Source organism: Limnothrix sp. FACHB-406 (genome assembly GCF_014698235.1).
Classification (GTDB): domain Bacteria; phylum Cyanobacteriota; class Cyanobacteriia; order CACIAM-69d; family CACIAM-69d; genus CACIAM-69d.
Genome location: NZ_JACJSP010000002.1, coordinates 73,514 through 98,694, shown reverse-complemented (window position 1 = coordinate 98,694; position 25,181 = coordinate 73,514). Strand labels below are relative to the sequence as shown.

The following is a 25,181-nucleotide window of genomic DNA, read 5'->3' as shown; positions in this document are numbered from 1 at the left end:
ACCCACCCCCTGCAGTCAGGATAATTTGACGTATTGCAACTCGAAATCAATATGACTATGATAAAGACAACCCGATCGCGCCCCTCCGTTTCCCCAGCCCCTGTCTTAAAGTCGTTTCATCAAGTTGGGTAATTCACCATGGCTGTTTCTGCTCCCATCATTAATATCGGCATTCCCGAAGCCGATCGCGCCAACATCGCCGCCGGCCTCTCCCGCGTCCTGGCCGACACCTACACCCTTTATCTGAAAACCCACAACTTCCACTGGAATGTCACGGGCCCCATGTTCAACACGCTGCACCTGATGTTCGAGGCGCAGTACACCGAACTGGCTCTCGCGGTGGATTTGATTGCGGAACGGATTCGATCGCTCGGCTTCCCGGCTCCCGGCAGCTACAGCGAATATGCCAAGCTAACCTCCATTCCCGAGGCTGAGGGCGTTCCCAGCGCCGAGGTGATGATTGCCCAGTTGGTGGAAGGCCAAGAGGCCGTCGTGCGCACGGCACGGGCGGTGTTCCCCCTGGCCGATGCGGCGAACGATGAACCCACGGCCGATCTGTTGACCCAGCGCTTGCAAATTCACGAAAAGAACGCTTGGATGTTGCGGAGTTTGTTGCAATAGGTTCAGCCTTTCGCCCCTCCCGATCGCGCTGAGGGCGCTCGACCATCACGCGAGAACCCCGATCCTGCCAGCACTGGATCAGGGTTTTTCGCGTTAGTTTTGAACTAATCCACCTTGGCCCACCAGGGCGATCGCCCCTTCTCTGTCCCTCCGGAGATCCCCACCATGCTCCAAAGTCTCGAAATCGAAAACTTCCGCCAGTTTTCCCACTTCACCATCCCGAAACTGGGCCGCATCAACCTGCTCACCGGCAAAAACAACAGCGGCAAAACCTCAATCCTAGAAGCCATTTACTTGCTCATGACCCAGGAGCATCCCGCCCAGTCCATCGTTAACTTACACATCAATCGTGGCGAAGTTTCTCCTCTTGGTAACTCTGGAGAATATGTAAATTCTAGAGAATACATTGCAGAGATCACTCATCTATTCAATAATCGAAATGTGAATAATGGAGAAGTTGTAAGAATTTTGGGTTTACACCAAGAAGGAACGAAAGAAAGCATTTCTATTCAAATTGATACAAGTCAAAAGGGAGGCTTAAAACTTCATAGTCTTTCCGACATTCGCAAAGAAACTTGGCCAAAACTTCTTCTAGAAAAACAAGATCAAAACTTCGGTTCGCTGTCATATTCAGTTGATATATCTCCAGACTTCAAAATTCCTTTTGATCGATCTCTCTATTCTCAAGATTCTTCTCCATATGATCAGGATCTTGAATTTTTAGTATCAACTGATTTGAATTCTGAAAAAGTTGCAAAACTTTTTGATGAAATTGTTCTAACACCAGAAGAAGATCTGGTTATAGAGGCAATTCAGATTATTGAGCCAAGAATCAGAAGAATCGCACCTGATCACGGTAAATTTGAAAGAGTTAATCTGAGTTCTAGGCAAGGATTTCTAATTCAGTTTCGTGATGAAAACAACAGAAATCCTATGGGAAGTATGGGAGACGGAATTTGGCGACTACTTGGCATTGCGTTAACGATGGTTAATGCAAAAGGGCAAGTTCTATTAATTGATGAAATTGACACTGGCTTTCACTACAGTGTCATGGTTGATCTCTGGAAATTTATCTGGAAAAGTGCCAAAAAGCTAGATATCCAAGTTTTTGCAACAACCCATAGCCGCGATTGCTGGGAAGCTCTGGGAGAACTGATCGAAGCTGAAGAAATTTACGATGATGAAATCATGATTCATCGAATTGATGCGAAGCGCGATCATAGCACCAGCTACGACACAGATAAAATTGTCATCGCTGCTGAAGATAAGGTTGAGGTTCGATAAAGATGAGTTCAACGAGTCATCGATCGCGAGTTCTGTTCGTTGAAGGCAGTAGCGATAAAACAATTATCAAGGAAATTCTCAATATTTACTTACCGCACTGGAAAATCACTAGAAAACGATCAGGATCATCACAGCCACAAATTGATATTCAAGATCTTCAAGGAATTAAAAATATAACGCCAGACAAAATATTTAACCAGCTAGCTGATCCTAATGTGCCTGCTTTGGGAATTGTAATTGATGCTGATAGTAGTGCTTCAGATCAGTGGCAAGAAATTTGTCAAACTTGCCAATCTGTTGAGCAATTGCGTTCTATTTCATTCCCTAACCAAATTCCTGAAAATGGATTTATTTGCTCAGTTAGCGATGATCAAAAATTTGGTATCTGGATGATGCCAGACAACCGATCGCCTGGAATGCTGGAAACTTTGCTATCTCAGCTCATTCCTAATGATCGCGAAGATTTATGGACTCATCTACAAAACTCTGTTAGTCAGGCAAAACCATTAGGTGCAACATTCGACGATAAGCACCTAGATAAAGCACACATCTACACATGGTTGGCTTGGCATCATAAACCCGGTGCATGGCTCAAAACTGGAGAGCGGGCTGTTTTTAATTTTGATCATCCCCAAGTTCATGCCTTTGTGGACTGGCTAAAGACACTCTACGACTTATGAGCCGGTAATCTGTAGGGCGGGCTTGCACCCCAAAATTGATTCAACCAATTGATTCACAGGATGGATTGGCGCTGTGGCTGACCGGATGCGGATTTGTGTGACGATCGGGACTCGACCGGAAGCGATCAAGATGGCTCCGGTGGCGCGGGCGTTTTTGCAGGACGATCGCTTCGAGACCCAAATTCTGCTGACGGGCCAACACAAGGAAATGGTCGAGCAGGTGATGCGGCTGTTTGAGTTGCAGGGCGATCGCGACTTGGCGATTATGCAGCCCGGCCAGACCCTGACGGATATTACCTGTCGCAGCTTGACCGGGTTGGGGGAGCTGTTCGCGGAAATTCAGCCCCACTTGGTGTTGGTGCAGGGCGACACGACGACGGCCTTTGCGGCGGCCCTGGCGGCGTTTTATCAGCAAATTCCCGTGGGGCATGTGGAGGCGGGTTTGCGGACGGACAATCTCTACAGTCCGTTTCCTGAGGAGGCGAATCGGCGGCTGATTTCCCAGGTGACGCAGTTGCACTTTGCGCCGACGGATTTGGCGGTGGCGAATTTGCAAAAGTCGGGGGTGATGGGCGAAATTCACCAAACGGGCAACACGGTGATTGATGCGCTGTTGGCGGTGGCGGCGAAAAATCCGCCTTGCCCGATCGCCCCGTTGGCTGGAACCGCGACGGCCGAGCGATCGCTCGATTGGTCGGCGGGGCCGGTAATTTTGGCGACGGTGCATCGCCGGGAAAATTGGGGTGATCCGTTGACTGAGATTGCCGATGGGTTCCTGGGGCTGCTCGATCGCTTCCCGGATTTGTCGTTGGTGTTACCGCTGCACCGCAACCCGACCGTGCGCGAACCGCTGATCGGCAAGCTGGGGCCCCGCGATCGCGTGTTTTTGACCGAACCGCTGGACTATTCGGCGCTGATTGGGGCCATGCAGCGATCGACCCTGATCCTCACGGACTCCGGCGGGTTGCAAGAGGAAGCCCCGAGTTTGGGCAAGCCGGTGCTGGTGTTGCGCGACACGACGGAACGGCCCGAGGCGATCGCGGCGGGCACGGCCAAACTGATCGGCACGGCCACGGCGGACATTGTGCGAGAAGCGAGCCTTTTACTGAGCGATCGGGCTGCCTACGAGGCCATGGCCCACGCGGCTAATCCCTTTGGGGACGGTCAGGCGGCGGCACGAATTGTCCAAGCGGTGGCCGCCTGGTTGGCGCAACGATCGAGTTAGGTAGCGGACGACGCTGAGCAGTTCCATCGCTCGGGGACGGTTAGCGACCCCAGAGCGAGCGCACCACTGAAAATCACGGCAGATGGGAGCAAGCCAAGTGGCCGCCACGATGGTTTGCTCCCATTTTGCTTACGGAAGACCAGGTATGAATTAACACAGTTGTTTACGTTCTCCTGAGCCTAGCGTTGTCAGTTGCGTATTTTTTTTAACCAGTGAAAGGGACTCAGTAAACCTTGGTTGAGCACTAATTTTCTGGTGATGAAGCTGGGTAATTTTTTTGACCTCCAAAACTGCTTTTTCAATAGTTATTAAGATTTCCCGATCGCGCTGTGGGATCGGTCATTTTAATCGCGATATTTAGAGTATCCTCAAAAGCCCACAGTTCCTTGATCCCCGAGATCAGTCCTGAACTTCGCTGAATTTTGCAGTAATCAGGGCGGGTGGTACGGTTAATGACCGTTTGCCTCGGTTGCATCAGGAGCCTGGTTTCAAAGGCTGTTCCTCAGATCCTTGAGCGAATGGTTATGATTTGATCCCCGCGCTCCCGCACCGATCGCCCCTTGAGGATCAGCCTCAGATGCAGCACTGTGACTCCTAGTCCAGATCATGGGTTTGTTCATGATGAAATCCATGGGTTTTGGGTTGTGCAGATGTCGAGTTTGGGGTTGAGCCATCGTTGTGTATGGGGCATTTGGGATGGTTAATTTTCTTAAAAAAAGTCATAAAGACCATGGCTAATGCTGTGAATTTATCGGATGCAACCCTGATGGAAATTTACGCAGATGCGATGACTTCAGGGGTCATTACAGAGGATCAATGCGAGCGGCTCCATGAGGCGCTGGTGGACAGTGACTTGACGGAGCATGAGCAACAGGCGTTGAATCGAATTTTCCATTCGGTTTGGCGAGGATGGCTCCGTTATGGCGATCGCCCCTGAGCGCGCCCCCCGATCAACTCATGCAGCGCCGTTGTTGGGCAATCCATTTCGATCGCCCACCCAACGGTTAATGGGATGGATAATCCAATGGTTCACTCGATCGCGCCCTCGGTGGGTGGCGATCGGGTTGAGTTGGTTGTTGGGATGCCTGTTGGGATTGGGTTGGCTGTTGGGGTCAATTGACCTAGCCCGATCGCAGTCGTTGCCGGAGTTGCGCCAACAGCAACAGCAATTGGAGCAGCAACGGCAAACCGTCAAGGAACAGCGGCAAACCGTCCAGCAACAGCAACAGGCGACCCAGGAACAGATGAAAACCCTGGAGCAGTCGCTCGATCGCACCGAGGCGAAGTCGGATCGCACCCAAAGCCGTTTGGACGGGGCGGTGGATCAGTTGGCGATTTTGGAGCGCGATTTAGCCCTTGCGGAACAGAACTACCAGCGCAAGCGGTTGGCGATCGTGGCGCGGCTGCGGTTTTTGCAACAACAATCGCCTCAGTGGGGATTGGCAGCGCTGTTGCAAAGCAAGTCGATCGAGCAGTTTTTTGATCATCAACACCGGCTGCAAGCGGTCTATGGAGCCGATCGCCGACAACTGAAGGAACTCGATCGGGCGGCGGATCAGCTCAGTTTGCAGCGCAGTCAGTGGCAAGAACGCCGCCGGGAATTAGCCAGCCTCAGCCAAGATCTGAGCCTGGAGGAGTTGGAATTGCGCCGCCGCACCCAAGCGGAGCAGGCCCGGGCGGCCGCCTTGCGGGCCGACCAAGCCCGTTTGCAAACGGAACAGGCCCAGCTCGATCGGGACTCGGCCAACCTCACGCGCTTGATTCAGCAGCGCATTACCGAACAGCAACAGGCCGAGGCGATCGCCCGTTTAAATCGCATGGCCGCCTTTCGAGTGCCGGGCCAGTTTGGGAGTCTGAATGCCGGTGAACCCAAAATTTTGAAGTTACCGGGCGGCATTTTGGCCACGCCCGTGGACGCACTGATCACCAGTGGGTTTGGCTGGCGGGTGCATCCCATTTTGGGCTACGGCCGACAGCACAATGGGATTGATTTTGGGGCAGCCCATGGAACCACGGTGCGATCGGCCCATGGCGGAACCGTGGTGGTGGCCGGCTCGTTTGGGGGCTATGGCAACACGGTGGTGATCGATCGGGGCGATGGCCTATCCACCCTCTATGGTCACAACAGCGAACTATATGTGCGGGTTGGGCAAACGGTGCAGAAGGGCGAGGCGATCGCCGCCGTTGGTTCCACGGGGCTGTCCACGGGGCCCCACTTGCATTTTGAAGTGCGGGAAAATGGCGACCCGGTGGATCCAGTCCCCTACCTGCGATAGAGCTGTTGATTAACGCTGTTGATTAACGCTGTTGATTAACGCCGTTGATTAACCCGGATCGAGAGCTGGGGCCGCAGCCCGATCGGCTTTGTTCAGATCGCCCCCAGGGCCGCGAGGCGATCGAGCAACGGTTGGGCCGCCGTTTCCAGATCCTGACCAAAGGACAACACCCCATCCTCATGACCCGCCATTACCAAAATGCGGCATTCCGGTAAGGGGCTTGCGGTAAACAGCCGCGCCATTTCCCGCGCCATGGCCGGTGTGCCGTAGGGAACCGTTGCCCGAGTGGTGGGCAGGCGATCGCGCTCTTGATTCCAAAGGGCGGGACAGTGACCGTGAATAATCGCCCGAATGTTTGGATCCAGTTGGTAAATGGCCGCATGGGTCAGGGATTCCGAAGAGGCGCAGATCGGCCCCCAGCAGTGAAGCCAGTTGCGATCGATCTCCCAGCGATCGACCAGGGTGTAATGCTCGGGGCCGGTGCGGGTGAGGTGGCCCGTCTGCGTACCGGAGATCAAAAATCGATCAATCCCCAGACGAATGCTGAGGTTGCCGTAGCCAATGCCGTTGGGATACACCCCGATCGCCCCACACTGAAACAGTCGATCACGCCAGGTGATCAGTGCCTGCAACGCCATCGGATCAAGGGCGATCGGGGGAGCCTGCTGCCAATCGCAGGCAAATTTAATTACGCCCTCATCCATGGTTTTGGGCCCCCTGTTCGGGAAACAGACCCAGCAAGCCCGCTTCGGAGGCCGCGCAAAGGCCGCGCTCGGTAATCAACCCCGTGACCAGCCGGGCCGGGGTCACATCAAACCCATAGTTCGCAGCCGGAGAGGCTTCTGGGCAAATCAGCACAGAGGCGATCGCTCCCGATTCCGTGCGGCCATCCATATATTTCACTTCCCGATCGCTCCGCTGTTCGATCGGAATTTCCCGCACCCCGTCCCGCAATGTCCAGTCGATCGTGGAAGACGGCAGCGCCACATAGAATGGCAGATCATTATCTTTGGCGGCCAAGGCCTTCAGGTAAGTGCCGATTTTGTTGGCCACATCGCCACAGCGTGTGGTGCGATCGCTCCCCACAATCACCAAATCCACCAAACCATGCTGCATCAGGTGGCCGCCCGTGTTGTCCGCAATCAGGGTATGGGGCACGCCATGTTGGCCCAACTCCCAAGCGGTCAGCTTTGCACCCTGGTTGCGTGGGCGAGTTTCATCCACCCACACATGGAGCGGAATTCCCTGATCAAAGGCTTGATAGATGGGAGCGGTGGCGGTTCCCCAGTCCACGCAGGCCAGCCAGCCCGCATTGCAGTGCGTCAGCACATTCACAGGGCGGCCGGTGCGGGCATAGATGTCTGCAATCAGGCGTTGGCCGTGGTGACCAATTTGGGCGCATTGCTGCACATCGGCCTCGATGATTTCGGCGGCCCGCAGCCGCAGCCGATCGAACGCGGCCGCCCCAGACTGACAATCGGCCACTGCTGCCAACTGCTGAGCGATCGCCCAATGGAGATTGACGGCCGTGGGCCGCGTTTTCAGTAGCCGTTGGGCCGCCTCCGCGATCGCCCCCTGAAAGTCCGCAGTCGATCGCACCGCCATGCCCGCCAGGGCCATCCCCACCGCCGCCGTGGCTCCAATCAGCGGCGCACCGCGCACCACCATCTCCTCAATGGCCCAAGCCGCCGTTTCCAAATCCGGCAGCGGTTGCCAAACCAGTTGATGGGGCAATTGCCGTTGGTCAATCACCGCCACCGCTTCCGGGCGATCGGGATCAAACCGAATGGTTCGGGTCGCAACACCAGCAATTTTCATGAACCACCACCACAATCCAAAGGGCGATCGTCATCTTGGCATTGAGGGTTGGCCTTGCTCAAGCCAAGGGCGAATTCACAGCCGGGAGCACCCGTCGGCAACTATTTCACCTCCGGATGCGGAAACAGCGTCGTGGCAGGCTGAAATTGATTGATTTGGTGAATTAACTGGTGCAACCGACCCAAATCCCGTTGGTTAAACGTCATCACCAAGCGCGGCAACCCCACCGTAGGGCTGTTGCGTTCTGCGGGCAGAGCGGCGGACTTTTCGATCGCCCCACTGACCAAAATGTCACTGAAGGTTTCGTTCAGTTTTGCCAACCATTCATCCGACAGTTCCGTTCGCAATCGCAACACCAGCCGATCGCCCACATAGCGACTGGAATGATAAATCCGATAGAAGTCGGCGATATAGTCACAGGCGGCGGCCGGGCGATCGGTCATGAAATACAAATTCAAATCTTCGGGGCTGATCAGGCCACGGTGCAGCAGGTGGTCACGGTGGTAGGCTTCCCAGGTTTGCCAATAGTCTCCACCGGGGCGATCGAGCAGCACAATGGGAGCCGGGCCAAACTTACCCGTTTGCGACAGCGTGAGGCACTCAAACGCCTCATCCTGTGTGCCAAAGCCCCCGGGAAACAGCGCCACCGCATCGCTTTCGCGCAAGAAGAACAGTTTGCGCGTAAAGAAATACTTGAAGTTCACCAGCTTGGGATCCCCGTCAATGTGGGGATTAGAGGTTTGCTCAAAGGGCAATTGGATATTGAGGCCAAAGGATTTTTCCCGGCCGGCCCCCTCGTTGGCCGCCTGCATAATGCCTGGGCCGGCTCCCGTGATGGCCATGAAGCCCCGAGCCGTGATGCAACGGGCAAAAGTCAAGGCCGCCTCATATTCCGGCTCTTGTTCGGGTGTGCGGGCCGAGCCAAAGATGGCCACCTTCCGCACATGGCGATAGGGATAGAACACCTCGATCGCCCGTTGCATGTCGATCAGCGCACCGTTCAGAATTTTCCAATCCAGGCGATCGGCGTGGCTGTCGGCCAATTCCAAAACAGTTTCAAGGGCTAATTGCACCAGGCCGCTGTTGGGAAGGGTTTCCAGGCGATCGAGCAAATCCACCATCTGATGGCGTAACCGTTCTCCACTGTTTCGACGGTCTACGGATAATGACGAAAAGGCCACAGTCCCTCCCTGGCTTGCTTGGGCCAGCGCAATCTGTACTTTTCTTCAATATCTCACTTTACGATCCCCAGCGATCCCCCCTTAAATTGCCGTTAACGTTGCTTCCGCGCCCAGGAGTCACAATCGCCCCAAACAGCCTCCAAGAAATCGAAAACAGGGCAAAACGAGGCAAAACAGAACAAAGCAGCCCAAAACAAAAGAACCTGGCAAGGCCAGGCTCTTCAAACCGATGAATTTCAGTTCAGTTTCAGGGACTTTAAAAACGTCTGCTGACCTGAGCCAGAACTCGCCCCTTGGCTTTGCTCTAATCAACGTACTTGGCAAGTGTGCCGGCCAACGTGGTCTTCGGCACTGCGCCCACAACCATATCCACGCGATCGCCACCCTTGAAAATCATGAGGGTAGGAATGCTGCGGATACCGTACTGGCTTGCAATGCCAGGATTTTCATCGGTGTTCAGCTTCACAACCTTCACTTTTTTGTCAAATTCTTGGGCGATTTCATCAACCACCGGCGCTACCATCCGACAAGGCCCGCACCAGGGTGCCCAGAAATCTACCAATACTGGGACTGTGCTTTGGAGCACTTCTGCCTCGAAGTTTGCGTCGGTAACTGCCGTTGCTGCCGCCATGCTGACCTATCCTCTAAACCGTTACTAAATCAGTCTTTTGACTCAGACCAATCTTGACATCTTTCCTCGGCCAAAACATGGAAAATTTCCCAAAGCCAAGGTTAGTTCCTGAACCGCCGTTCCCCTGCCTAGACAAGTCCTTGAGGGATTTGGCACGCCATGCTTGATACGAGGCAAATCCAGATTACCACAAGCAAAACTCCAGCTCTGACGATTTGACCGATCGCTCAGAAACTTTACGAGATCGGGTACGAGATCGCGGCGGATCAAGGGAAATCACAGCGAAACCACCGGGGATCCGGGCTGTTTCGGGGTTGCGCTGGGGCGATCGCTGGCGGTGGCTCAGTTAGGGCGCGATCGGGTCGGAGAACCTAGGGATTGCTCCGATCCCGATCGGGCGATCAGCCTTGTTGTTGGCTCACTAGTTTTGCCTATGGCCCATATCAGCCACCTGCATTAGCTACCTGCATGAGACACCACAGCGAGACCAACCGCTAGCCGGCCTTGGGTTAGTCGGCCTTCTTGCCCTTGCCCTTCTTGGCCGCGCCCTTTTTACCGGCTGCGTCGGTGTCGTCGGTGTCAGTGTCGGCGGCGCTCTCAGCGGTCACATCGACCGTGGCTTCAGCGGCGGGGGTTTCCTCCGCTTCGGTTGCTTCTGACTCTTCCGCCTGGCTCAGGGAACCGGGTTCCAGCAGCTCAAAGCTGTTGTTTTCCTTCAACCAAGTCAGCACCTTGCCCCGGTACAGGTCTTCGTAAACCACGGATTCCAACCGAGCGCGATCGACCTTTTGGCCAGAAAGGGCCGCCTTCAGCTCCTTCGCGCGGGTTTGCACTTCCTCATCGCTGACCTCGATCGACTCTTTGCGACCCACAGCCCGCAGCACCAAATCCGTCTTCACTTGCCGAATGGCATCTGGGCGCGCCGTTTGCTGCATGTTGGCCATCAGTTCATCGTTCATGAACTTGCGCACATCAATGCCCTGGCTTTGCAGTTGATACATGGACTGGTTCACAATCCCGCGCACCTCTTGCTGCACCAGGCTTTCGGGCAAATCCACATCCACATTGTCAATCAAGGCGGCAATCAGGGCTGCTTCCTTGTTCTGCTCGGTTTGCTCGTCGGCTTCCTGTTGGTACTGGGACTCAAACTCAGCCCGCAGATCCGCCAGGGTTTCGTATTTGCTGATCGACTTGATGAATTCGTCGGTCAGCTCGGGCAGTTCGCGCTCTTTGATGTCATGCAGGGTGATCTCAAAGGTGACTTCGCGATCTTGCAGGTCTTCGCGGCCGTAATCCGCCGGGAAGCGCACGGTGATTGACTTGCTCTCACCGGCATTCATGCCCACGATCCCATCCACAAAGCCGGGGATGAATTTCTTCTGATCCAAATCCACTTGGAAATCCGTCGCTTCCAGACCGGAGAGATCTTCCGGATCGGTTTTGCCTTCTTCGGGGGTAAGGGTTCCTTTGTAGTCAATCACCACAGCATCGCCCAACTGGGCCGGGCGACCTTCCACGGGAATCAAGTCGGCGGAGGATTCCCGTTGCTGTTCCAGGATCCGATCGACCCGGCTGGGATCGGGATCAACGCGCTCGGCCTGAACGGTCAAGCCGCTGTAGGGGGGCAGGTCAATGTCGGGAACCACATCCAGCTTGACCGCAAAGGTCAGGGTTTGGCCCGGCTCAAACTTCGAGAACAATTCCTCTTCGGAGGAGGTGATTTGGGCCTGGCCGGCGGGTTCGATTTTTTCTTGCTTGATGGCGGCTTTCACGCCCGCTTCCACCAACTCATCCAGACTGGCGGCCTTGAGGGCGGCGGGGCCAATTTGCTGAATCAACACGGCGCGGGGCACTTTGCCCTTGCGGAACCCAGGAAGTTTGACGGCTTTGGCGTACTTACTGAGGGTGTCTTCGTAGACCTTGGCCGACAGTTCAGCGGGCACTTCGATCGTGAGGCTAACCTGACTGGCGGACAGTTTTTCCTGGGTGACTTTCATGGATGATCCAACAACTGACAAAACGAAACGGACTCAACGAAACTTGCAACACAAGCTGGCCATAGCCAGACCTATAACCGAGCGACGTGCGGCGCTGGCATAGTGCTGCGGCATCGTGCTGAAGCGAGGTGCGACGTTGACGGGCAAGCTACGCCAGATGAACCGCAATAGACTATCCTAGCTGAAATGCGCCCCTCTGCATGGGCGATCGAGTTGGCTAGTTTTTGGCGTTCCTGGGGAGAGAAGACCTTGGCTGGATATCGCGTCGCCATTTTGGGCGCTACGGGCGCTGTGGGTACGGAGCTGCTGCAATTGCTGGAAGAACGGCAGTTCCCGATCGCAGAACTGAAGTTGCTGGCTTCGGCGCGATCGGCCGGCCAGACCTGTACCTTTGGCGGCGAAACCCTGACCGTAGAAGCCACCACCGCCGAGGCGTTCAAGGACGTGGATATTGTCCTGGCCTCGGCCGGCGGCAGCACCTCCAAGGCTTGGATTGACACGATCGTGGCTGCTGGAGCCGTGACGATCGATAATTCCAGCGCCTTTCGGATGCGGCCCGATGTGCCCCTGGTGGTGCCCGAAGTGAACCCCGACGCAGCGGCCGACCACGAAGGGATCATCGCCAACCCCAACTGCACTACGATCCTGATGGCGGTGGCCACTTGGCCCTTGCATTTGGTGCAACCGATCCAGCGGATTGTGGCCGCCACCTACCAATCGGCCAGCGGCGCGGGCGCTCGGGCCATGGAAGAGGTAAAGGTGCAATCACGGGCGATTTTGGATGGGGGGGAGCCGGTGGCGGAAATTTTGCCCTATCCCTTGGCCTTTAACCTGTTCCCACACAATTCGCCCCTGGGAGCCAATGGCTACTGCGAAGAAGAAATGAAAATGGTGAACGAAACCCGCAAAATCTTTGGCACCGAAGCCCTACGGGTGACGGCCACTTGCGTGCGCGTGCCGGTGTTGCGGGCCCACTCGGAGGCGCTGAATTTGGAATTTGCGGAGCCGTTCCCGGTCGATCGCGCCCGCGAGATCCTGAAATCGGCGGCCGGTGTGACGCTGCTGGAAGATTGGGAGCGCAACTATTTCCCGATGCCGATCGATGCCAGCGGCAAAGACGACGTGTTGGTGGGTCGGATTCGCCAAGATATTTCCAACCCCAATGCGATCGACCTGTGGCTCTGTGGCGACCAAATTCGCAAGGGTGCGGCCCTGAATGCGGTGCAAATCGCGGAACTGCTGGTGGAAAAAGGCTGGGTGAAGCGCAAATCCGCCCGTTAAAGCAACAGGTAAATCAAGGGGCCGGTCAGGTGCAGACAAGGGGCTTCAGCCCCTTGCCCCCTCACGGTGCGATCGCGGTGGGGGTGTGATCGGTTTTCTGGGCGATCGCGCCTTGGCCACCGCGCTAAGATGATCCCGGCTGCGCCCCACTCGATGAAGGCTGAATCGGCCAACTCCCAAGCTGTTTCTGGTTTCCAGTGCTATGTTCACGATCGAAGTTGCTCTCAAGAGTTCGCCCGCCACGTTTTCGGTGCAGCGCAAGAATGCGGAAGATGCGGAAGCGCTCTATGCGGAAATTTTGGGTTTTGTGCAATCGGGTCAGGCCCAATGGCTTGATTTGACCTGTGAAAAAATGGTGGGCAAGAAAATTTCTATCCTGACCAGCGAAGTGGTGGCTGTGCAAATCAGCGATAAGTCTGGCGCAGCCCAAGCGGGTGGCCGGACGGCCGGTTTCTTGGCCGCCGCCACGGGCGCAACCAACTAAATCTGCCGTGATCGATCCAATCACCACTCAACCAGACAAGGGACTTAAGCCCCTTGCTCCTCAACGGATTTGATCACCATCATGCTGGTTCGTTGGGTTGAGGTTGCCCTGTGATTGGATCGGTCTTGCGGACGGTTCAACATCTCTATCGCGCACTGTTAAGGACGATCGCCCCCATGCAAGGCCAGCCCAAACCGGATGAGCGGGGATTGTTCCCAAACGATCGGGTGACGGAACCAGCGATCGCAGTGCGGCAGGTCTCGTTCCAGTGGGCAACTGATAAACCCGTCCTGAAAAACTGTTCCCTGAGCGTGCCCGCCGGGGAATTTTGGATGCTGCTGGGAACCAATGGCAGCGGCAAATCAACCCTGATGCAGCTCTTGGCGGGGTTAAACCAACCGAGCAGCGGCCAGGTGTTGTTGCGGCGGCCCGTGGGCTTTGTGTTCCAAAATCCCGATCGCCAATTGGTGATGCCTACGGTGGGGGCAGATGTGGCCTTTGGGTTAGCTGAAGAGAATTTGTCGGCGATCGAAACGCGCGATCGAATCCGCAGCGCCCTGGCTGAACTCAATATTTTGGACTTGGAGCGCCGCCCGATCTACGCCCTCAGTGGCGGCCAAAAGCAACGGGTGGCCATTGCCGGAGCGATCGCCACCCGTTGCGAAGTCTTGTTGCTCGATGAACCCACCGCCCTGCTCGACCCCGACAGTCAATTGGACTTGGTGCGCTGCGTGCGTCAGTTAGTGGACGATCGGGGAATCACGGCCCTTTGGGTGACCCATCGCCTCGAAGAACTGGACTATTGCGATGGGGCCTTTTTGCTGGAAAACGGGCAGGTTGTGGCCGCCGGCAAACCAGCGGCCATGCGCGATCGACTCCTGACCCCGTAAGCGCTCAGGGGCTATGGCACGGTCTCCGTTTCAATGTCCGCGATCGCCAGCAGCGTCTTCAAGACCGAATCCGGGTTCAAGCTGATGGAGTCAATCCCCTCCTGCACCAGGAATTGGGCAAATTCGGGGTAATCACTGGGCGCTTGACCACAAATCCCAATTTTGCGGCCGTTGGCCTTGGCGGTCTTAATCGCCATGCTAACCATCCGTTTCACCGCCGGGCAGCGTTCATCGAACAGGTGCGCCACCAAGGCGGAATCGCGATCGAGACCCAACGTGAGTTGCGTCAGGTCATTGGAGCCGATCGAGAACCCATCAAACACCTCGCTGAAGGCATCGCCCGCGATCACGTTGCTCGGCAGCTCGCACATCACATAGACCTGCAAGCCGTTTTCGCCCCGTTTCAGGCCGTTTTCCGCCATCACCTCCAACACCCGCATTCCCTCTTCCGGTGTGCGGCAGAACGGAATCATCGGAATCACATTGGTTAAGCCCATGTCGTCCCGCACCCGCTTCAGGGCCTGGCATTCCAACGCGAAGGCGGCCCGGAATTTCGGATCGTAGTAGCGAGATGCGCCGCGCCAGCCAATCATCGGGTTTTCTTCGATCGGCTCGAATTGCCGCCCACCCAGCAGGTTGGCATATTCATTGGTCTTGAAATCCGACATCCGCACAATCACCGGCTTGGGATAGAAGGCCGCCGCGATCGTGCCCACCCCTTGGGCCAGCTTCTCCACATAGTATTGCGGACGATTGGTCTTATACAGGTGCGTCAACTCGCCCACCTGCTTACGCACCGACTTATCCTCCAGCTTGTCGTACTGGATCAGAGCCATCGGGTGTACTTGGATGTGGTTGGCAATAATGAACTCCAACCGGGCCAAACCCACCCCATCACAGGGCAACGAGGCCAGACTGAACGCCTCTTCCGGGTTGCCCACATTCATCAAGATCTGGGTCTTGGGTCGGGGCAAATTATCCAGGCGAGTTTCCTTAATCTCAAAGGGCACTTCTCCGGCATAGACCTTGCCTTCGTCTCCTTCACAACAGGACACCGTGAGCATTTGGCCCGTTTCCACGGCACTGGTGGCGTTGCCGGCCCCCACGATCGCCGGGATGCCCATTTCGCGGGCAATGATCGCCGCGTGACAGGTGCGCCCGCCTTGGTTGGTGACGATCGCGCTGGCCTTCTTCATGATCGGTTCCCAGTCCGGATCCGTGCGGTTGGTCACCAGCACTTCACCCGCCTCGAACTCGTCAATGCGATGCACGTCCAAAATTACCCTTGCTCGACCGCGGCCCACCTTTTCACCGACGCTGCGACCGGTAATCACCACCGGTGGCCGTTGTTCGGGCGGCAGCGTAATCACGTAGTTTTGCAGCACATTCCCGCTGCGTTGGGACTGCACCGTTTCCGGGCGGGCTTGCACAATAAACAAATCGCCCGTTTGCCCATCTTTGGCCCACTCGATGTCCATCGGAGTCGGCACGCCACGCACTTCGGAATAGTGATCCTCAATGATCACCGCCCAGCGGGCCAGTTGCACAATGTCATCGTCCCCGATCGCATAGCGGTTGCGATCGGCCACGGCCACTGGCACATTCTTGGTGGGTTTAGTGCTGCCCGGCGCATAGATCATCTTGATCTCTTTCGTGCCCAGCCGCTTACTCAGAATGGGCCGCTTGCCCTGGGCCAAGGTGGGCTTAAAGACCACGTATTCATCGGGGTTCACCGCCCCTTGCACCACGTTTTCGCCCAAACCATAGGCCGCCGTCACCAGCACCACATCCCGGAAGCCGGTTTCCGTGTCCAGGGTGAAAATCACGCCCGAACTGTCCATGTCGGAGCGCACCATCTTTTGCACCCCCACGGACAGGGCCACTTCAAAGTGGTCAAAGCCCTTAATTTGGCGGTAGGAAATGGCGCGATCGGTGAAAATCGACGCAAAACAGCGCTTACAGGCTTCCAACACCGCCGCCATGCCATGGACGTTCAGATAGGTTTCCTGTTGCCCCGCAAAGCTGGCATCGGGCAAATCTTCCGCCGTGGCGCTCGATCGCACCGCCACATCCACATCCGCCCCGTATTGCGAACAGAGCGCCTGGTAAGCCCGGGTGATTTCCTCTTGCAAATTCATCGGAAATTCCGCGTGCAAAATCAAATTCCGAGCCTTTTGACCACACCGCCGCAAACTTTCGCCATTATCCACATCCAAGGTGGCAAAAATGTCCCGCAGCTTGGCTTCTAACCCCGATTCTTGAATAAACGACCGGTAGGCAAACGCCGTGGTGGCAAATCCGTTCGGAACGCGCACGCCCTTCGCGGTCAACTGACGAATCATTTCCCCCAAAGAGGCATTCTTACCGCCAACCAAGGGCAAATCGGCAATGCCCACTTGATCGAACCAAAGCACTAACGCCTGATCGCGATCGGCCGCAGGGCGGGCATGAGGCACTGACGTGGCATGTGTCATAACCAAAGACCTCAGAACAACCTTGAACAACCTTCTTGAACAACCTTCAAGAACGGCATCTGCAATCGGCAATTATTGTCAGGAATCCCTTGATTGATTCCCTCTTTAGCCAACAACGACCAGAGGCGATGGTTGCCATCCAACCCTCGCTAAAATTCGGTTAATTTGCCCTCTGACCGCTCGCAGAGCCAGCCCAATGACTCTCATCCTTCAGCAGCATTGCAGCAAAAAATCCGCATCACCGCTTATCGAAATTCACGGTTTAAGGCAAGTTAACGATCAAAACCCGACATTCATGGTCAGAAACGGTCAGATGATGCGAAACGATGGCACTCCGTTGAAATCAATCTTTTGAAGTCAATCTTGGTCAAGCCCATGCAACAATAATGGGGATCTCAGACCTTAACAGTTCGTAATCTTGAATGAAATGAGGGAATCGATCAAAATCTGAGGAGCCGCCACAGGGATCCACCGGATGACTCGATCGAATGATCGTGTTAAGAGAGTTTGTGAACCCATTGACAAAATAGTCCGATCATTTGCCGACTATTTTGGAATTTGCTGAACTTGACCTTTATAGGAGGAGATACTTCAATCGTTCCTCAAAGGACATGATTTAGGCAAGGTCATTTCCAAGTTGATTCTTGGAATCCGAAAGTAAAGAATTCAATCTGATTTGACGATTGAGGGCAATCTAAAGGAAAATAAAAATATCCGAAACGTCTTTGAGTCCTTGAGAACTCCCTGAGAAAGTTTGAAGTTTCCTGACTTTTAGTTCAGAGACTTTAAGTTTCCATGACTGTCGATTGGATTTCTATCAATTTTTAACCGCTGAAATCCCTTAACTCGGCGGTGATTTCAATCCAGTCAGTCAGTTCTTGGGTTGCTGCTTCTGGTCAGCCTTCACTGTGGACACCATCAGCCCCCAATTCCCAAAACCATGCACAGGAGCTGTGTTATCGCAATTTTTGGCTTGGGATGACGTAATTCAGTGCGTATGATGAGTAGATGGTTATCTTATCCAATCGTCATGGTGGTAATAGCAACCACTGCCGACGATGGATTAAGCATGGGCTATCGTGCCTTGAACGATCGTGCGTTAACGATGATGTGTCTACGGCCAGGTCATGGGCGGTGTTACGGCTAGTACGCCGCTGACTCACTAGTTGCCCCGCTGGCTCAGGCCCGCGCGCTGCAACCGGTGGGAATGACCGGTTATAGGGCTGGCTTGGAACAGGCCCAAGGGGCGATCGCCCTGCGCATCTGGCACTGCCCATCAATGGGCAGTCACAGCACCCAGTCAACGTCTAGACCGGCGATCTCAAAACTCTCATTCATTTCTCAATTCCTCATGTTTGAGGATCCACAAAGGGTGGAACTGGGAGGGGGAAATCAATCATTCCCAGTGTGTTTTAGGAGGCACAACCATGGGTAAACAACAGGGGTTGATGACGGCTGAGCAAACCTGCACCGATAGTGCTTGCCCAATCCAGGTCGTTTTGGAGGCGATCGGTCATAAATGGTCGATCTTGATTTTGCGGCTGCTGCGCGATCAACCACGGCGGCCCAGTGAGCTGATGATGCTGTTACCCGGCATTAGCAGCAAAACGCTCACTCAACGGCTGCGGGGTCTGGAACGCCACGGCTTAATTGTGCGGCGGGTTTATCCCGAGGTGCCGCCCCACGTGGAATATGCTTTGACGGCCAAGGGTCAGGAGGTGGAACCGGTGATGCAGGCGATGGCGCAGTTGGGTTTGAAATGGGTCGATAGCGACGATCCCTGTGGTTGCCACCCCAATGCTAAGTTGACGGTCGTTTAGGCTCGGCCGGGCTGGAGTTGTGCCGGGCTGGGACGGGACGGGACTGGGACAGCACCAGACGAGGACTGTACCGGCCTGGGACTGTTTGGAAACTAAAGTTCGGGATAAGCTGAAACCTGGTATTCCCGGTTGAAACGCCCCCAGTGGGGTTCATCAACCATCAACGGGAATCCTGGCTTAGCCCGAACAACCATTAACGCAGGCCCCACAACAGCCGGCCCCACAGGACGGAGCTTGAGACCCGTTTTTGCTGATGAGTGACAAGAGCCTATGCCCCCCGGTGTTGCATGAGCCGGCCAGTTCGTCCTTGGGGCTGGAGGCAACCCTGGCGGATTTACCAAGCTATGACTGCCTGGTGGATGTGGCGGTTTCGGGATTCGCGCTGGCGAGCTGGCTGGCCCGTTATCCCCGGGTTCCTGGGGCGATTGTGATCGATCGCGGCCGGCTGGAGGGGGTGATTACCCGCCAGCAATTATTGGAATTTGCCATTCGGCCTTCGGGGGCAGCCATTTTGGAGCAGCCGCTACAGGCCCTGTGGGGCTATTTGGAGCGAGATTGCCTAACTTTGCCGGTGGAGTTACCGATCGTCCAGGCCATGAAACGGGCCGTGAGCCGCACGATCGGGCTGTTGACGGATCCGATCGTGGTGCAATGTGCCGAAGGCCCTCGGCTGCTGGACACGCGCGCTTTGATTGTGGCGGATTGGCAAATTCGCGGCATTGAAACCCAGGCTCGCTATGAGCGAATGCAGCTTCAGGCGATTCAAAACGACAAGCTGGCCAGCCTGGGGCGGTTGGTGGATGGGGTGGCACACCAAATTTTGGATCCGGTGGGGTTCATTTGGGGCAACCTGAGCCATTTGGGATCTTACGGGGAACAGTTGGTGCAGTTGGTGGATGCCTACCGAGATTGGGCAGAACAGTCTAAGCAACCAATCCCCTGGACGATTACCAACTTGGAAGAGTCGGTGGATTTTGACTTTTTGCGGGATGATTTGCCGCTGTTGCTTAGTAGTTTGCGCAATGGGGCGGAACGGCTGAAGGCGATTGTCAGCAGTTTGCAAAATTTTTGCCATCTCGATGATGTGTATCCGCATCCAACGGATTTGCACCAACGGCTGAATAGCATTGTGCTGCTGCTGCAAAGTCGGTTGTCGGTACAGATTGAGTTTGTGCGCAATTACGGTTCGTTGCCGCCGGTTTGTTGCTATGGCAGTCAGATCGATCGAGCATTGATGGCGGTGTTGGTGAATGCGGTGGATGTGCTGTTGGAGCGGGGAACGCGGGCCCAACTCAAGGCGGTGACCCTGAGCGCGGCGGAACAGCCCTACATCGAAATCAACACTTGGGTGGAACAGGATGCGGCGGCTCATTCCTGGGCGGTGGTGTCGATCGCGGATAATGGCCCCGGTTTGACGGCCATTCAGCGCCAGCAAATTTTGGAAAATTTCCAGCTCGATCGCCACCGGGTCAAGGAAACGGGCCTCACGGCGACCCATCACATCATCACTTCTCGCCATGGGGGGCAGTTGGATTTGCTCGATCGCCCCAGTGGGGGTCTGGAAGTGGTGATTCGGTTGCCTTTGGCCTAGGGAGTGGCGGTGGCCGTGGGCCGCAACTGCGCCAATTGTCCCCATTTAGGCTGTTTAGGCTTGGATCCTTGGCTTAACATGGAAGCAACTCAATCAAAGGGTGATTGCTGCCCTGTGCGGTATGGTTTGCTGCTTAAATCCGCACTGTCATCAACCGATGAATCGGGATGATGCCCAATTTTGCCAATCCTGCGGGGCAGCCTTGGTGGCACAGTTGCGCAATCGCTATCAACCGGTGCGGCCGGTGGGGCAAGGAGGGTTTGGCCGCAGTTATTTGGCCATTGACCTCGATCGACTCCAGCAACCTTGCATCATCAAACAGTTTTCGCCCCAAGGCGGCAACCCAATTCACTCGATCGCCGGGGGTTCCATTAGTCGCGGTCTGTTGGCGACGGACTCCCTCACCGGCACGATCGCCCAAGACAGCAGCTACGACAAATACGAGCAGCTCTTTGCCGAAGAGGCCCAACGGTTAGCGGAATTGGGCGAACATCCCCAAATTCCCGCCCTCTACGCCTATTTTGCGGAAGGGGGCCGGCTCTACTTGGTGCAGCAGTTTATTGCGGGGGACACGTTGGCCCAGCGGGTGGCCCGCGTGGGCCCCTGGAGCGAGGCGGCGGTGCGATCGCTCCTGTTGGACTTGCTGCCGGTGTTGCAGTTTGTCCATGGACGCAATGTGATTCACCGGGACATTAAGCCAGACAACATTGTGCTGCCGGAGGCGGGCGAAAAGCCGGTCTTGATTGACTTTGGCGTGGCCAAGCAACTGACGGGCGAAACGGTGACCCGGGGGGGAACCCGGGTGGGCACGGAGGGCTATGCGCCCTTGGAACAATTGCGGAGTGGCCATGCCTACCCGGCCAGCGATCTTTACAGCTTGGCGGCGACGAGTTTGTTTGCGCTCACGGGCCATGCACCGGAGGAGTTGTTTGATCCTTTGGCGGGTCGGTGGGTATGGAGCGATCGCTTGCAGGAACAGGGGCGATCGGTTGATCCGCGCCTGGGGCAAGTGCTCGATCGACTGCTGAGCGATCGCGTCAGCGAGCGTTACCCCAGCGCCGAAGCCGTGATCACCGCCCTGACGGAAGGCGACGCAGCCCCCGCGGCCGCACCCAGCCCCCCGGTCACCCGGGATCTCGGGCACTACAAGTGGCGACCCACCGTCACGATCGCGGCCCACAGAGATCGGATCTGTGCCCTGGCCTTTAGTCCCAATGGGCAGTGGCTGGCCAGCGCCGGGGGCGATCGCCAAATTCGCCTTTGGCAGTGGGCCACGGCCAGCTTGCAAGCCGCCTGGGATGGCCATGATGGGCGGATCACGGCCCTGCTCTTTAGCCCCGATGGGGACAGCCTAATTTCTGCCAGCAGCGATCGCACCGTGCGGGTTTGGCCGATCACCGGCGGCCCTGCACGCCATTGCCTCAAACATCACCAGGATTGGGTCAGCGCGATCGCCCTCTCACCCGATGGTCAAACCCTGGCCAGCAGTGGCGACGATGGGCGCTTGGTGTTGTGGAACTGGCGCAGTGGCGAACTACTCCACAGTTGGCGTGCCCACAGCCGACCGATTCCCGCCCTGGCCTGGAGCCACGATGGCCAGGTGCTCATTGGCGGGTGCAGCGATGGGCTAATTGGCTTTTGGGATGCCCGATCGGGCGATCGGCTCCACAGCCTGCAACAACACCTGGGTCGCATTTGCGCCCTGCAAGCCACCTCCGACGGCCAATGGCTAATCAGCGCTGGCGAAGACAAAACCATCAAGCTCTGGCCCCTGCAAGCCGGTCAACCCAGCAACGACAAGCCCCAGCACATTTTCCGCGACAGCACCGAAGCCGTCTTTGCCCTGGCCGTTGCGCCCCATACGGGCCTGCTGATTGCGGGCGGGGAAGATCGCAAGGTCTATTGCTGGAACCTGGCCGACCAGGAACTATTACAGGTGATGAAGGGCCATGATTGGTGGGTCAATGCGGTGGCGATCGCCCCCGATGGGTTGACCTTGGCCAGCGGCAGTGGCGATCACACCATCCAAATTTGGCAACCTACCTAATTTGGCAACCCACCTAAGGCCAGCTCAAGGCCAAACTCAGTCCAACAACCGCCAGCCCATTCAGCAGGCGGTGATCTTGACCAATGCCCGAGATCCGGAGGGCCACGCCCCAATTCACCGATCATCTGCAAAACGGGACTTTCAGCAACTTCCGTTGCCAAACCCCTTAAACTAATGGCTAGTTTGGCAGGCCCAGCCCGGGCCGTCGATCATCGTTATCGCCCCACCATGCCGTAACGCAACTTAATTCCAAGCAAGACGACCGATGAGGAGGATCGAGCATGGCCACTGAGCAAGAGCTAGACATGAATTCGGCTCAGGGGATTTCTCGGCGGGAACTCCGCGACCTCGTGCGTGAACAATTGCGAGTCCTCTTGGATCAAAACAACCTGACCGGTGCCAAGGCGCTGTTGGTTCCCGTCAAGGCCCCTGACATTGCCGAGGCGATCGAGGGGTTACCCGAAACCATGCAGGCCCTAGCCTTTCGGCTCTTGCCCAAGGACGATGCGGCGGAAGTTTATGAACACCTAGAATCCAACGTTCAACAACTGTTGATTGAAGACTTCAAGCGCCAAGAAGTCTTGGATATTGTCGATAAAATGTCGCCGGACGATCGGGCCAAGCTCTTTGATGAGTTGCCCGCCAAACTGGCGCGGCGGATCGTAGACCAACTGAGCCATGCGGAACGGGAAGCCACCGCCCTGCTGTTGGGTTATGAAGCCAGCACCGCCGGCCGGATCATGACCCCCAAATACATTTCCCTGAAAGAGGAAATGACCGTTGATGATGCCCTGGCTCGGATTCGCCGCCTCGCGGACACCACAGAAACCATCTATTACCTTTATGTAACCGATAACACCCGCTGCCTGACGGGCATTGTTTCCCTGCGGGATATCGTCACCTCCCATCCACAACAGTTGGTGAGCGAGCTGGTGACCCGGGATGTGGTCAGCGTCACAACCGATGAAGACCAAGAGGAAGTGGCCCGCATTATCCAGCGCTACGACTTTTTGGCCGTGCCCGTGGTCGATCGGGAAAAGCGTTTGGTGGGCATCGTCACCGTGGACGACGTGATCGACATTTTGGAAGAAGAAGCCACCAAAGACATCTATGCCTTGGGCGGTGTGCAAGCCGGTGATGATGACTATTTCCAAACCAACCTGGTAACCGTGGCCCAGCGGCGGGTGGTTTGGTTGTTGGTGTTGTTGGTCACCAATGCGGTCACCGGGGCCATCATTCGCGGCCAGGACGACATCCTGAAACAGGTGGTGTCCTTGGCTTCCTTCATCCCGCTGTTGATTGGGACGGGCGGGAACGTGGGGGCCCAGTCTTCCACCGTGGTGATTCGGGGACTGAACATTGACCAGATTCGATCGGGGCCCCTGCGGGTCATTCGCCGGGAAGCCGTAGCCGGGGCCCTGCTGGGGATGATGCTCGGAACAATGGTTTGCGTGGGGGCCATGCTGTTTCAATATCCGCCCGCCGTCGCCATCTCCGTGGGCGTGAGCCTGATGGCCATTTCCACCTTGGCGGCCACGGCGGGATCGGTCTTGCCCTTTTTGTTCCAGAGCGTGGGTTTTGACCCGGCCCTGATGTCAGCGCCCTTCATCACCACAGCAGTAGACATGTTGGGGGTTTTGACCTATTTCACCGTGGCGCGGTTCATGTTGGCCCGCTTCCACGGGGGCTGAAGCGGAACTAGCGATTCAGCACTTGCTCTAGGGCCTTCAGCAGGGTCAGCACCGTTTCGGGCCGACTGTTAAAGCCCATCAGCCCCACTCGCCAAACCTTGCCGGCCAACTCACCCAGGCCGCCACCGATTTCGATGTTGTAGTCCTCTAGCAGGCGGCGAGCCACGGCCTTGGCATCCACCCCCTCGGGTACGCAAACGGTGGTGAGCGACGGCAAGCGAATCTCTTCGGCTACCTGGCATTTCAGGCCCATGGTTGCCAGCCCATCCCACAACAACCGCGCATTGTCCGCATGGCGTTGCCAGCGAGCTTCGAGTCCCTCTTCGGCCACCAGGCGCAGGGCTTCCCGGATGGCGTAGTTCATGTTGATCGGGGCGGTGTGGTGGTAGGTGCGATCGCTCCCCCAATATTTGCCCACCAGCGCCATATCCAAATACCAGTTAGCCACAGGGGTTTTGCGGGCCCGCAGCTTGGCCAAGGCCCGATCGCCCAGGGTAAAGGGCGAAATCCCCGGCGGGCAGCTCAGACACTTTTGGCTACCGCTGTAGGCCGCATCCACACCCCAAGCATCCAAAAATAGCGGCACACCGCCCAAGCTGGTGACCGTATCCACCAACAGCAGGCAGTCAAATTCCCGGCAGAGATCGCTCACACCTTCGAGGGGTTGGCGGGCCCCGGTGGAGGTTTCCGCATGGACTAAGCCAAGGATTGCCGGCCGGTGGGCTTCCAAGGCAGTGCGCAACTCCGGTAACGAGAATGCCTCGCCCCAGGGTCGGTGAATTTGCCGCACTTCCGCACCGTAGCGGTTGGCCATGTCGCTCATCCGATGGCCAAAATAGCCATTTACCCCCACCAACACCACATTGCCCGGCTCAACCAAGTTGGCCAGGGTGGCTTCCATGGCGGCGCTGCCCGTGCCACTGACCGGAATCGTCAGGCTGTTATCCGTTTGCCAAGCGTAGCGCAGCAGTTCTTGCACCTCGTTCATCAGCTCAATGAAGCACGGGTCGAGGTGGCCCACTTGCCGCATCCCGATCGCCTGGAGCACTCGGGGGTGAGCATTCGAGGGGCCGGGCCCCAACAGCAGGCGCGGCGGCACGTTCAGTTGGCTGGTTTGCAGGCGGTGGCGATCGCTAACGGTGGGCGCGGAGGCGGTGGGGTTGGGAACTGCGGCAATCATAAGGCTCTAA

21 protein-coding genes are annotated in these 25,181 nt (G+C 56.4%); 13 read left to right on the top strand and 8 right to left on the bottom strand.

What is annotated here, in order from left to right:
- Window positions 1–138 precede the first annotated feature (138 nt).
- The 6 genes from H6G53_RS02320 (at window position 139) to H6G53_RS02295 (ending at window position 6,086) form a co-directional block, all read left to right on the top strand.
- Window positions 139–621, top strand: a complete 483-nt coding sequence (locus tag H6G53_RS02320; RefSeq protein ID WP_190530814.1) for a Dps family protein — start codon at window positions 139–141, stop codon at window positions 619–621.
- A 165-nt stretch (window positions 622–786) separates the two neighbouring features.
- On the top strand, window positions 787–1,905 hold the full coding sequence (locus H6G53_RS02315; RefSeq protein ID WP_190530813.1) for an ATP/GTP-binding protein: 1,119 nt from the start codon (window positions 787–789) through the stop codon (window positions 1,903–1,905).
- 2 nt (window positions 1,906–1,907) lie between these two features.
- A complete protein-coding gene (locus H6G53_RS02310; RefSeq protein WP_190530812.1) occupies window positions 1,908–2,585 on the top strand; it encodes a DUF3226 domain-containing protein in 678 nt (225 codons plus the stop codon).
- Between the two features lie 85 nt (window positions 2,586–2,670).
- Window positions 2,671–3,810, top strand: a complete 1,140-nt coding sequence (gene wecB, locus H6G53_RS02305) for a non-hydrolyzing UDP-N-acetylglucosamine 2-epimerase (RefSeq protein ID WP_190530950.1) — start codon at window positions 2,671–2,673, stop codon at window positions 3,808–3,810.
- Window positions 3,811–4,576: 766 nt separating this feature from the next.
- On the top strand, window positions 4,577–4,747 hold the full coding sequence (locus H6G53_RS02300; RefSeq protein ID WP_190530811.1) for a hypothetical protein: 171 nt from the start codon (window positions 4,577–4,579) through the stop codon (window positions 4,745–4,747).
- Window positions 4,731–6,086 (top strand): murein hydrolase activator EnvC, encoded by a 1,356-nt coding sequence (locus tag H6G53_RS02295; RefSeq protein ID WP_190530810.1) that lies wholly within the window; start codon window positions 4,731–4,733, stop codon window positions 6,084–6,086. Before H6G53_RS02300 ends, H6G53_RS02295 begins: the two co-directional genes overlap by 17 nt.
- Window positions 6,087–6,178: 92 nt before the next feature.
- Here the strand turns inward: H6G53_RS02295 and H6G53_RS02290 are convergent, their stop codons facing one another.
- From H6G53_RS02290 to tig, 5 genes are all read right to left on the bottom strand, one after another.
- A complete protein-coding gene (locus tag H6G53_RS02290; protein WP_190530809.1) occupies window positions 6,179–6,790 on the bottom strand; it encodes a class II aldolase/adducin family protein in 612 nt (203 codons plus the stop codon).
- Entirely contained in the window at window positions 6,783–7,904 is a 1,122-nt protein-coding gene (gene mtnA / locus H6G53_RS02285) for an S-methyl-5-thioribose-1-phosphate isomerase (RefSeq protein WP_190530808.1), read from the bottom strand. Before mtnA ends, H6G53_RS02290 begins: the two co-directional genes overlap by 8 nt.
- A 101-nt stretch (window positions 7,905–8,005) precedes the next feature.
- Complete coding sequence (locus H6G53_RS02280) at window positions 8,006–9,025, bottom strand: LOG family protein (protein WP_190526616.1); 1,020 nt, start codon at window positions 9,023–9,025, stop codon at window positions 8,006–8,008.
- Window positions 9,026–9,389: 364 nt separating this feature from the next.
- On the bottom strand, window positions 9,390–9,716 hold the full coding sequence (trxA, locus tag H6G53_RS02275) for a thioredoxin (protein WP_099533117.1): 327 nt from the start codon (window positions 9,714–9,716) through the stop codon (window positions 9,390–9,392).
- A gap of 509 nt (window positions 9,717–10,225) precedes the next feature.
- Window positions 10,226–11,713 carry a trigger factor gene (gene tig / locus H6G53_RS02270; protein WP_190530807.1) on the bottom strand — a complete coding sequence of 496 codons (1,488 nt, stop codon included), beginning with the start codon at window positions 11,711–11,713 and terminating at the stop codon, window positions 10,226–10,228.
- A gap of 186 nt (window positions 11,714–11,899) precedes the next feature.
- Here tig and H6G53_RS02265 point away from each other — a divergent pair, with 186 nt between their 5' ends.
- Window positions 11,900–12,994: an aspartate-semialdehyde dehydrogenase gene (locus H6G53_RS02265; RefSeq protein ID WP_190530806.1), complete on the top strand. Its 1,095-nt coding sequence runs from the start codon at window positions 11,900–11,902 to the stop codon at window positions 12,992–12,994.
- Here the strand turns inward: H6G53_RS02265 and H6G53_RS02260 are convergent.
- Complete coding sequence (locus H6G53_RS02260) at window positions 12,991–13,167, bottom strand: hypothetical protein (protein WP_190530805.1); 177 nt, start codon at window positions 13,165–13,167, stop codon at window positions 12,991–12,993. The two genes, H6G53_RS02265 and H6G53_RS02260, sit on opposite strands and share 4 nt — an antisense overlap.
- Window positions 13,168–13,196: 29 nt before the next feature.
- Here H6G53_RS02260 and H6G53_RS02255 point away from each other — a divergent pair, with 29 nt between their 5' ends.
- A complete protein-coding gene (locus H6G53_RS02255) occupies window positions 13,197–13,478 on the top strand; it encodes a hypothetical protein (RefSeq protein ID WP_099533114.1) in 282 nt (93 codons plus the stop codon).
- A gap of 176 nt (window positions 13,479–13,654) precedes the next feature.
- A complete protein-coding gene (locus H6G53_RS02250; RefSeq protein ID WP_190530949.1) occupies window positions 13,655–14,368 on the top strand; it encodes an energy-coupling factor ABC transporter ATP-binding protein in 714 nt (237 codons plus the stop codon).
- A gap of 11 nt (window positions 14,369–14,379) precedes the next feature.
- On the opposite strand, the gene ppsA is transcribed toward H6G53_RS02250, so the two are convergent.
- Window positions 14,380–16,842, bottom strand: coding sequence for a phosphoenolpyruvate synthase (gene ppsA, locus H6G53_RS02245; RefSeq protein WP_190530804.1), 2,463 nt, complete (start codon window positions 16,840–16,842; stop codon window positions 14,380–14,382).
- A gap of 1,427 nt (window positions 16,843–18,269) precedes the next feature.
- Here ppsA and H6G53_RS02240 point away from each other — a divergent pair.
- From H6G53_RS02240 to mgtE, 4 genes are all read left to right on the top strand, one after another.
- Window positions 18,270–18,662, top strand: a complete 393-nt coding sequence (locus tag H6G53_RS02240; protein WP_234406874.1) for a helix-turn-helix domain-containing protein — start codon at window positions 18,270–18,272, stop codon at window positions 18,660–18,662.
- 253 nt (window positions 18,663–18,915) lie between these two features.
- Window positions 18,916–20,253 carry a sensor histidine kinase gene (locus H6G53_RS02235; RefSeq protein ID WP_099533111.1) on the top strand — a complete coding sequence of 446 codons (1,338 nt, stop codon included), beginning with the start codon at window positions 18,916–18,918 and terminating at the stop codon, window positions 20,251–20,253.
- A 121-nt stretch (window positions 20,254–20,374) separates the two neighbouring features.
- On the top strand, window positions 20,375–22,300 hold the full coding sequence (locus tag H6G53_RS02230) for a WD40 repeat domain-containing serine/threonine-protein kinase (protein ID WP_347343078.1): 1,926 nt from the start codon (window positions 20,375–20,377) through the stop codon (window positions 22,298–22,300).
- 281 nt (window positions 22,301–22,581) lie between these two features.
- Complete coding sequence (gene mgtE, locus H6G53_RS02225) at window positions 22,582–23,991, top strand: magnesium transporter (RefSeq protein ID WP_242030677.1); 1,410 nt, start codon at window positions 22,582–22,584, stop codon at window positions 23,989–23,991.
- Window positions 23,992–23,998: 7 nt separating this feature from the next.
- Here mgtE and H6G53_RS02220 read toward each other — a convergent pair whose 3' ends face one another.
- Window positions 23,999–25,171, bottom strand: a complete 1,173-nt coding sequence (locus H6G53_RS02220) for an alanine--glyoxylate aminotransferase family protein (RefSeq protein ID WP_190530802.1) — start codon at window positions 25,169–25,171, stop codon at window positions 23,999–24,001.
- Window positions 25,172–25,181: the final 10 nt, after the last annotated feature.

Coding starts and splice junctions, on each gene's coding strand:
- H6G53_RS02320 (WP_190530814.1), top strand. CDS start 139: ATGGCTGTTTCTGCTCCCATCATTAATATCGGCATTCCCGAAGCCGAT.
- H6G53_RS02315 (WP_190530813.1), top strand. CDS start 787: ATGCTCCAAAGTCTCGAAATCGAAAACTTCCGCCAGTTTTCCCACTTC.
- H6G53_RS02310 (WP_190530812.1), top strand. CDS start 1,908: ATGAGTTCAACGAGTCATCGATCGCGAGTTCTGTTCGTTGAAGGCAGT.
- wecB (WP_190530950.1), top strand. CDS start 2,671: ATGCGGATTTGTGTGACGATCGGGACTCGACCGGAAGCGATCAAGATG.
- H6G53_RS02300 (WP_190530811.1), top strand. CDS start 4,577: ATGGAAATTTACGCAGATGCGATGACTTCAGGGGTCATTACAGAGGAT.
- H6G53_RS02295 (WP_190530810.1), top strand. CDS start 4,731: ATGGCGATCGCCCCTGAGCGCGCCCCCCGATCAACTCATGCAGCGCCG.
- H6G53_RS02290 (WP_190530809.1), bottom strand. CDS start 6,790: ATGGATGAGGGCGTAATTAAATTTGCCTGCGATTGGCAGCAGGCTCCC.
- mtnA (WP_190530808.1), bottom strand. CDS start 7,904: ATGAAAATTGCTGGTGTTGCGACCCGAACCATTCGGTTTGATCCCGAT.
- H6G53_RS02280 (WP_190526616.1), bottom strand. CDS start 9,025: ATGGTGGATTTGCTCGATCGCCTGGAAACCCTTCCCAACAGCGGCCTG.
- trxA (WP_099533117.1), bottom strand. CDS start 9,716: ATGGCGGCAGCAACGGCAGTTACCGACGCAAACTTCGAGGCAGAAGTG.
- tig (WP_190530807.1), bottom strand. CDS start 11,713: ATGAAAGTCACCCAGGAAAAACTGTCCGCCAGTCAGGTTAGCCTCACG.
- H6G53_RS02265 (WP_190530806.1), top strand. CDS start 11,900: ATGCGCCCCTCTGCATGGGCGATCGAGTTGGCTAGTTTTTGGCGTTCC.
- H6G53_RS02255 (WP_099533114.1), top strand. CDS start 13,197: ATGTTCACGATCGAAGTTGCTCTCAAGAGTTCGCCCGCCACGTTTTCG.
- H6G53_RS02250 (WP_190530949.1), top strand. CDS start 13,655: ATGCAAGGCCAGCCCAAACCGGATGAGCGGGGATTGTTCCCAAACGAT.
- ppsA (WP_190530804.1), bottom strand. CDS start 16,842: ATGACACATGCCACGTCAGTGCCTCATGCCCGCCCTGCGGCCGATCGC.
- H6G53_RS02240 (WP_234406874.1), top strand. CDS start 18,270: ATGGGTAAACAACAGGGGTTGATGACGGCTGAGCAAACCTGCACCGAT.
- H6G53_RS02235 (WP_099533111.1), top strand. CDS start 18,916: ATGAGTGACAAGAGCCTATGCCCCCCGGTGTTGCATGAGCCGGCCAGT.
- H6G53_RS02230 (WP_347343078.1), top strand. CDS start 20,375: ATGGTTTGCTGCTTAAATCCGCACTGTCATCAACCGATGAATCGGGAT.
- mgtE (WP_242030677.1), top strand. CDS start 22,582: ATGGCCACTGAGCAAGAGCTAGACATGAATTCGGCTCAGGGGATTTCT.
- H6G53_RS02220 (WP_190530802.1), bottom strand. CDS start 25,171: ATGATTGCCGCAGTTCCCAACCCCACCGCCTCCGCGCCCACCGTTAGC.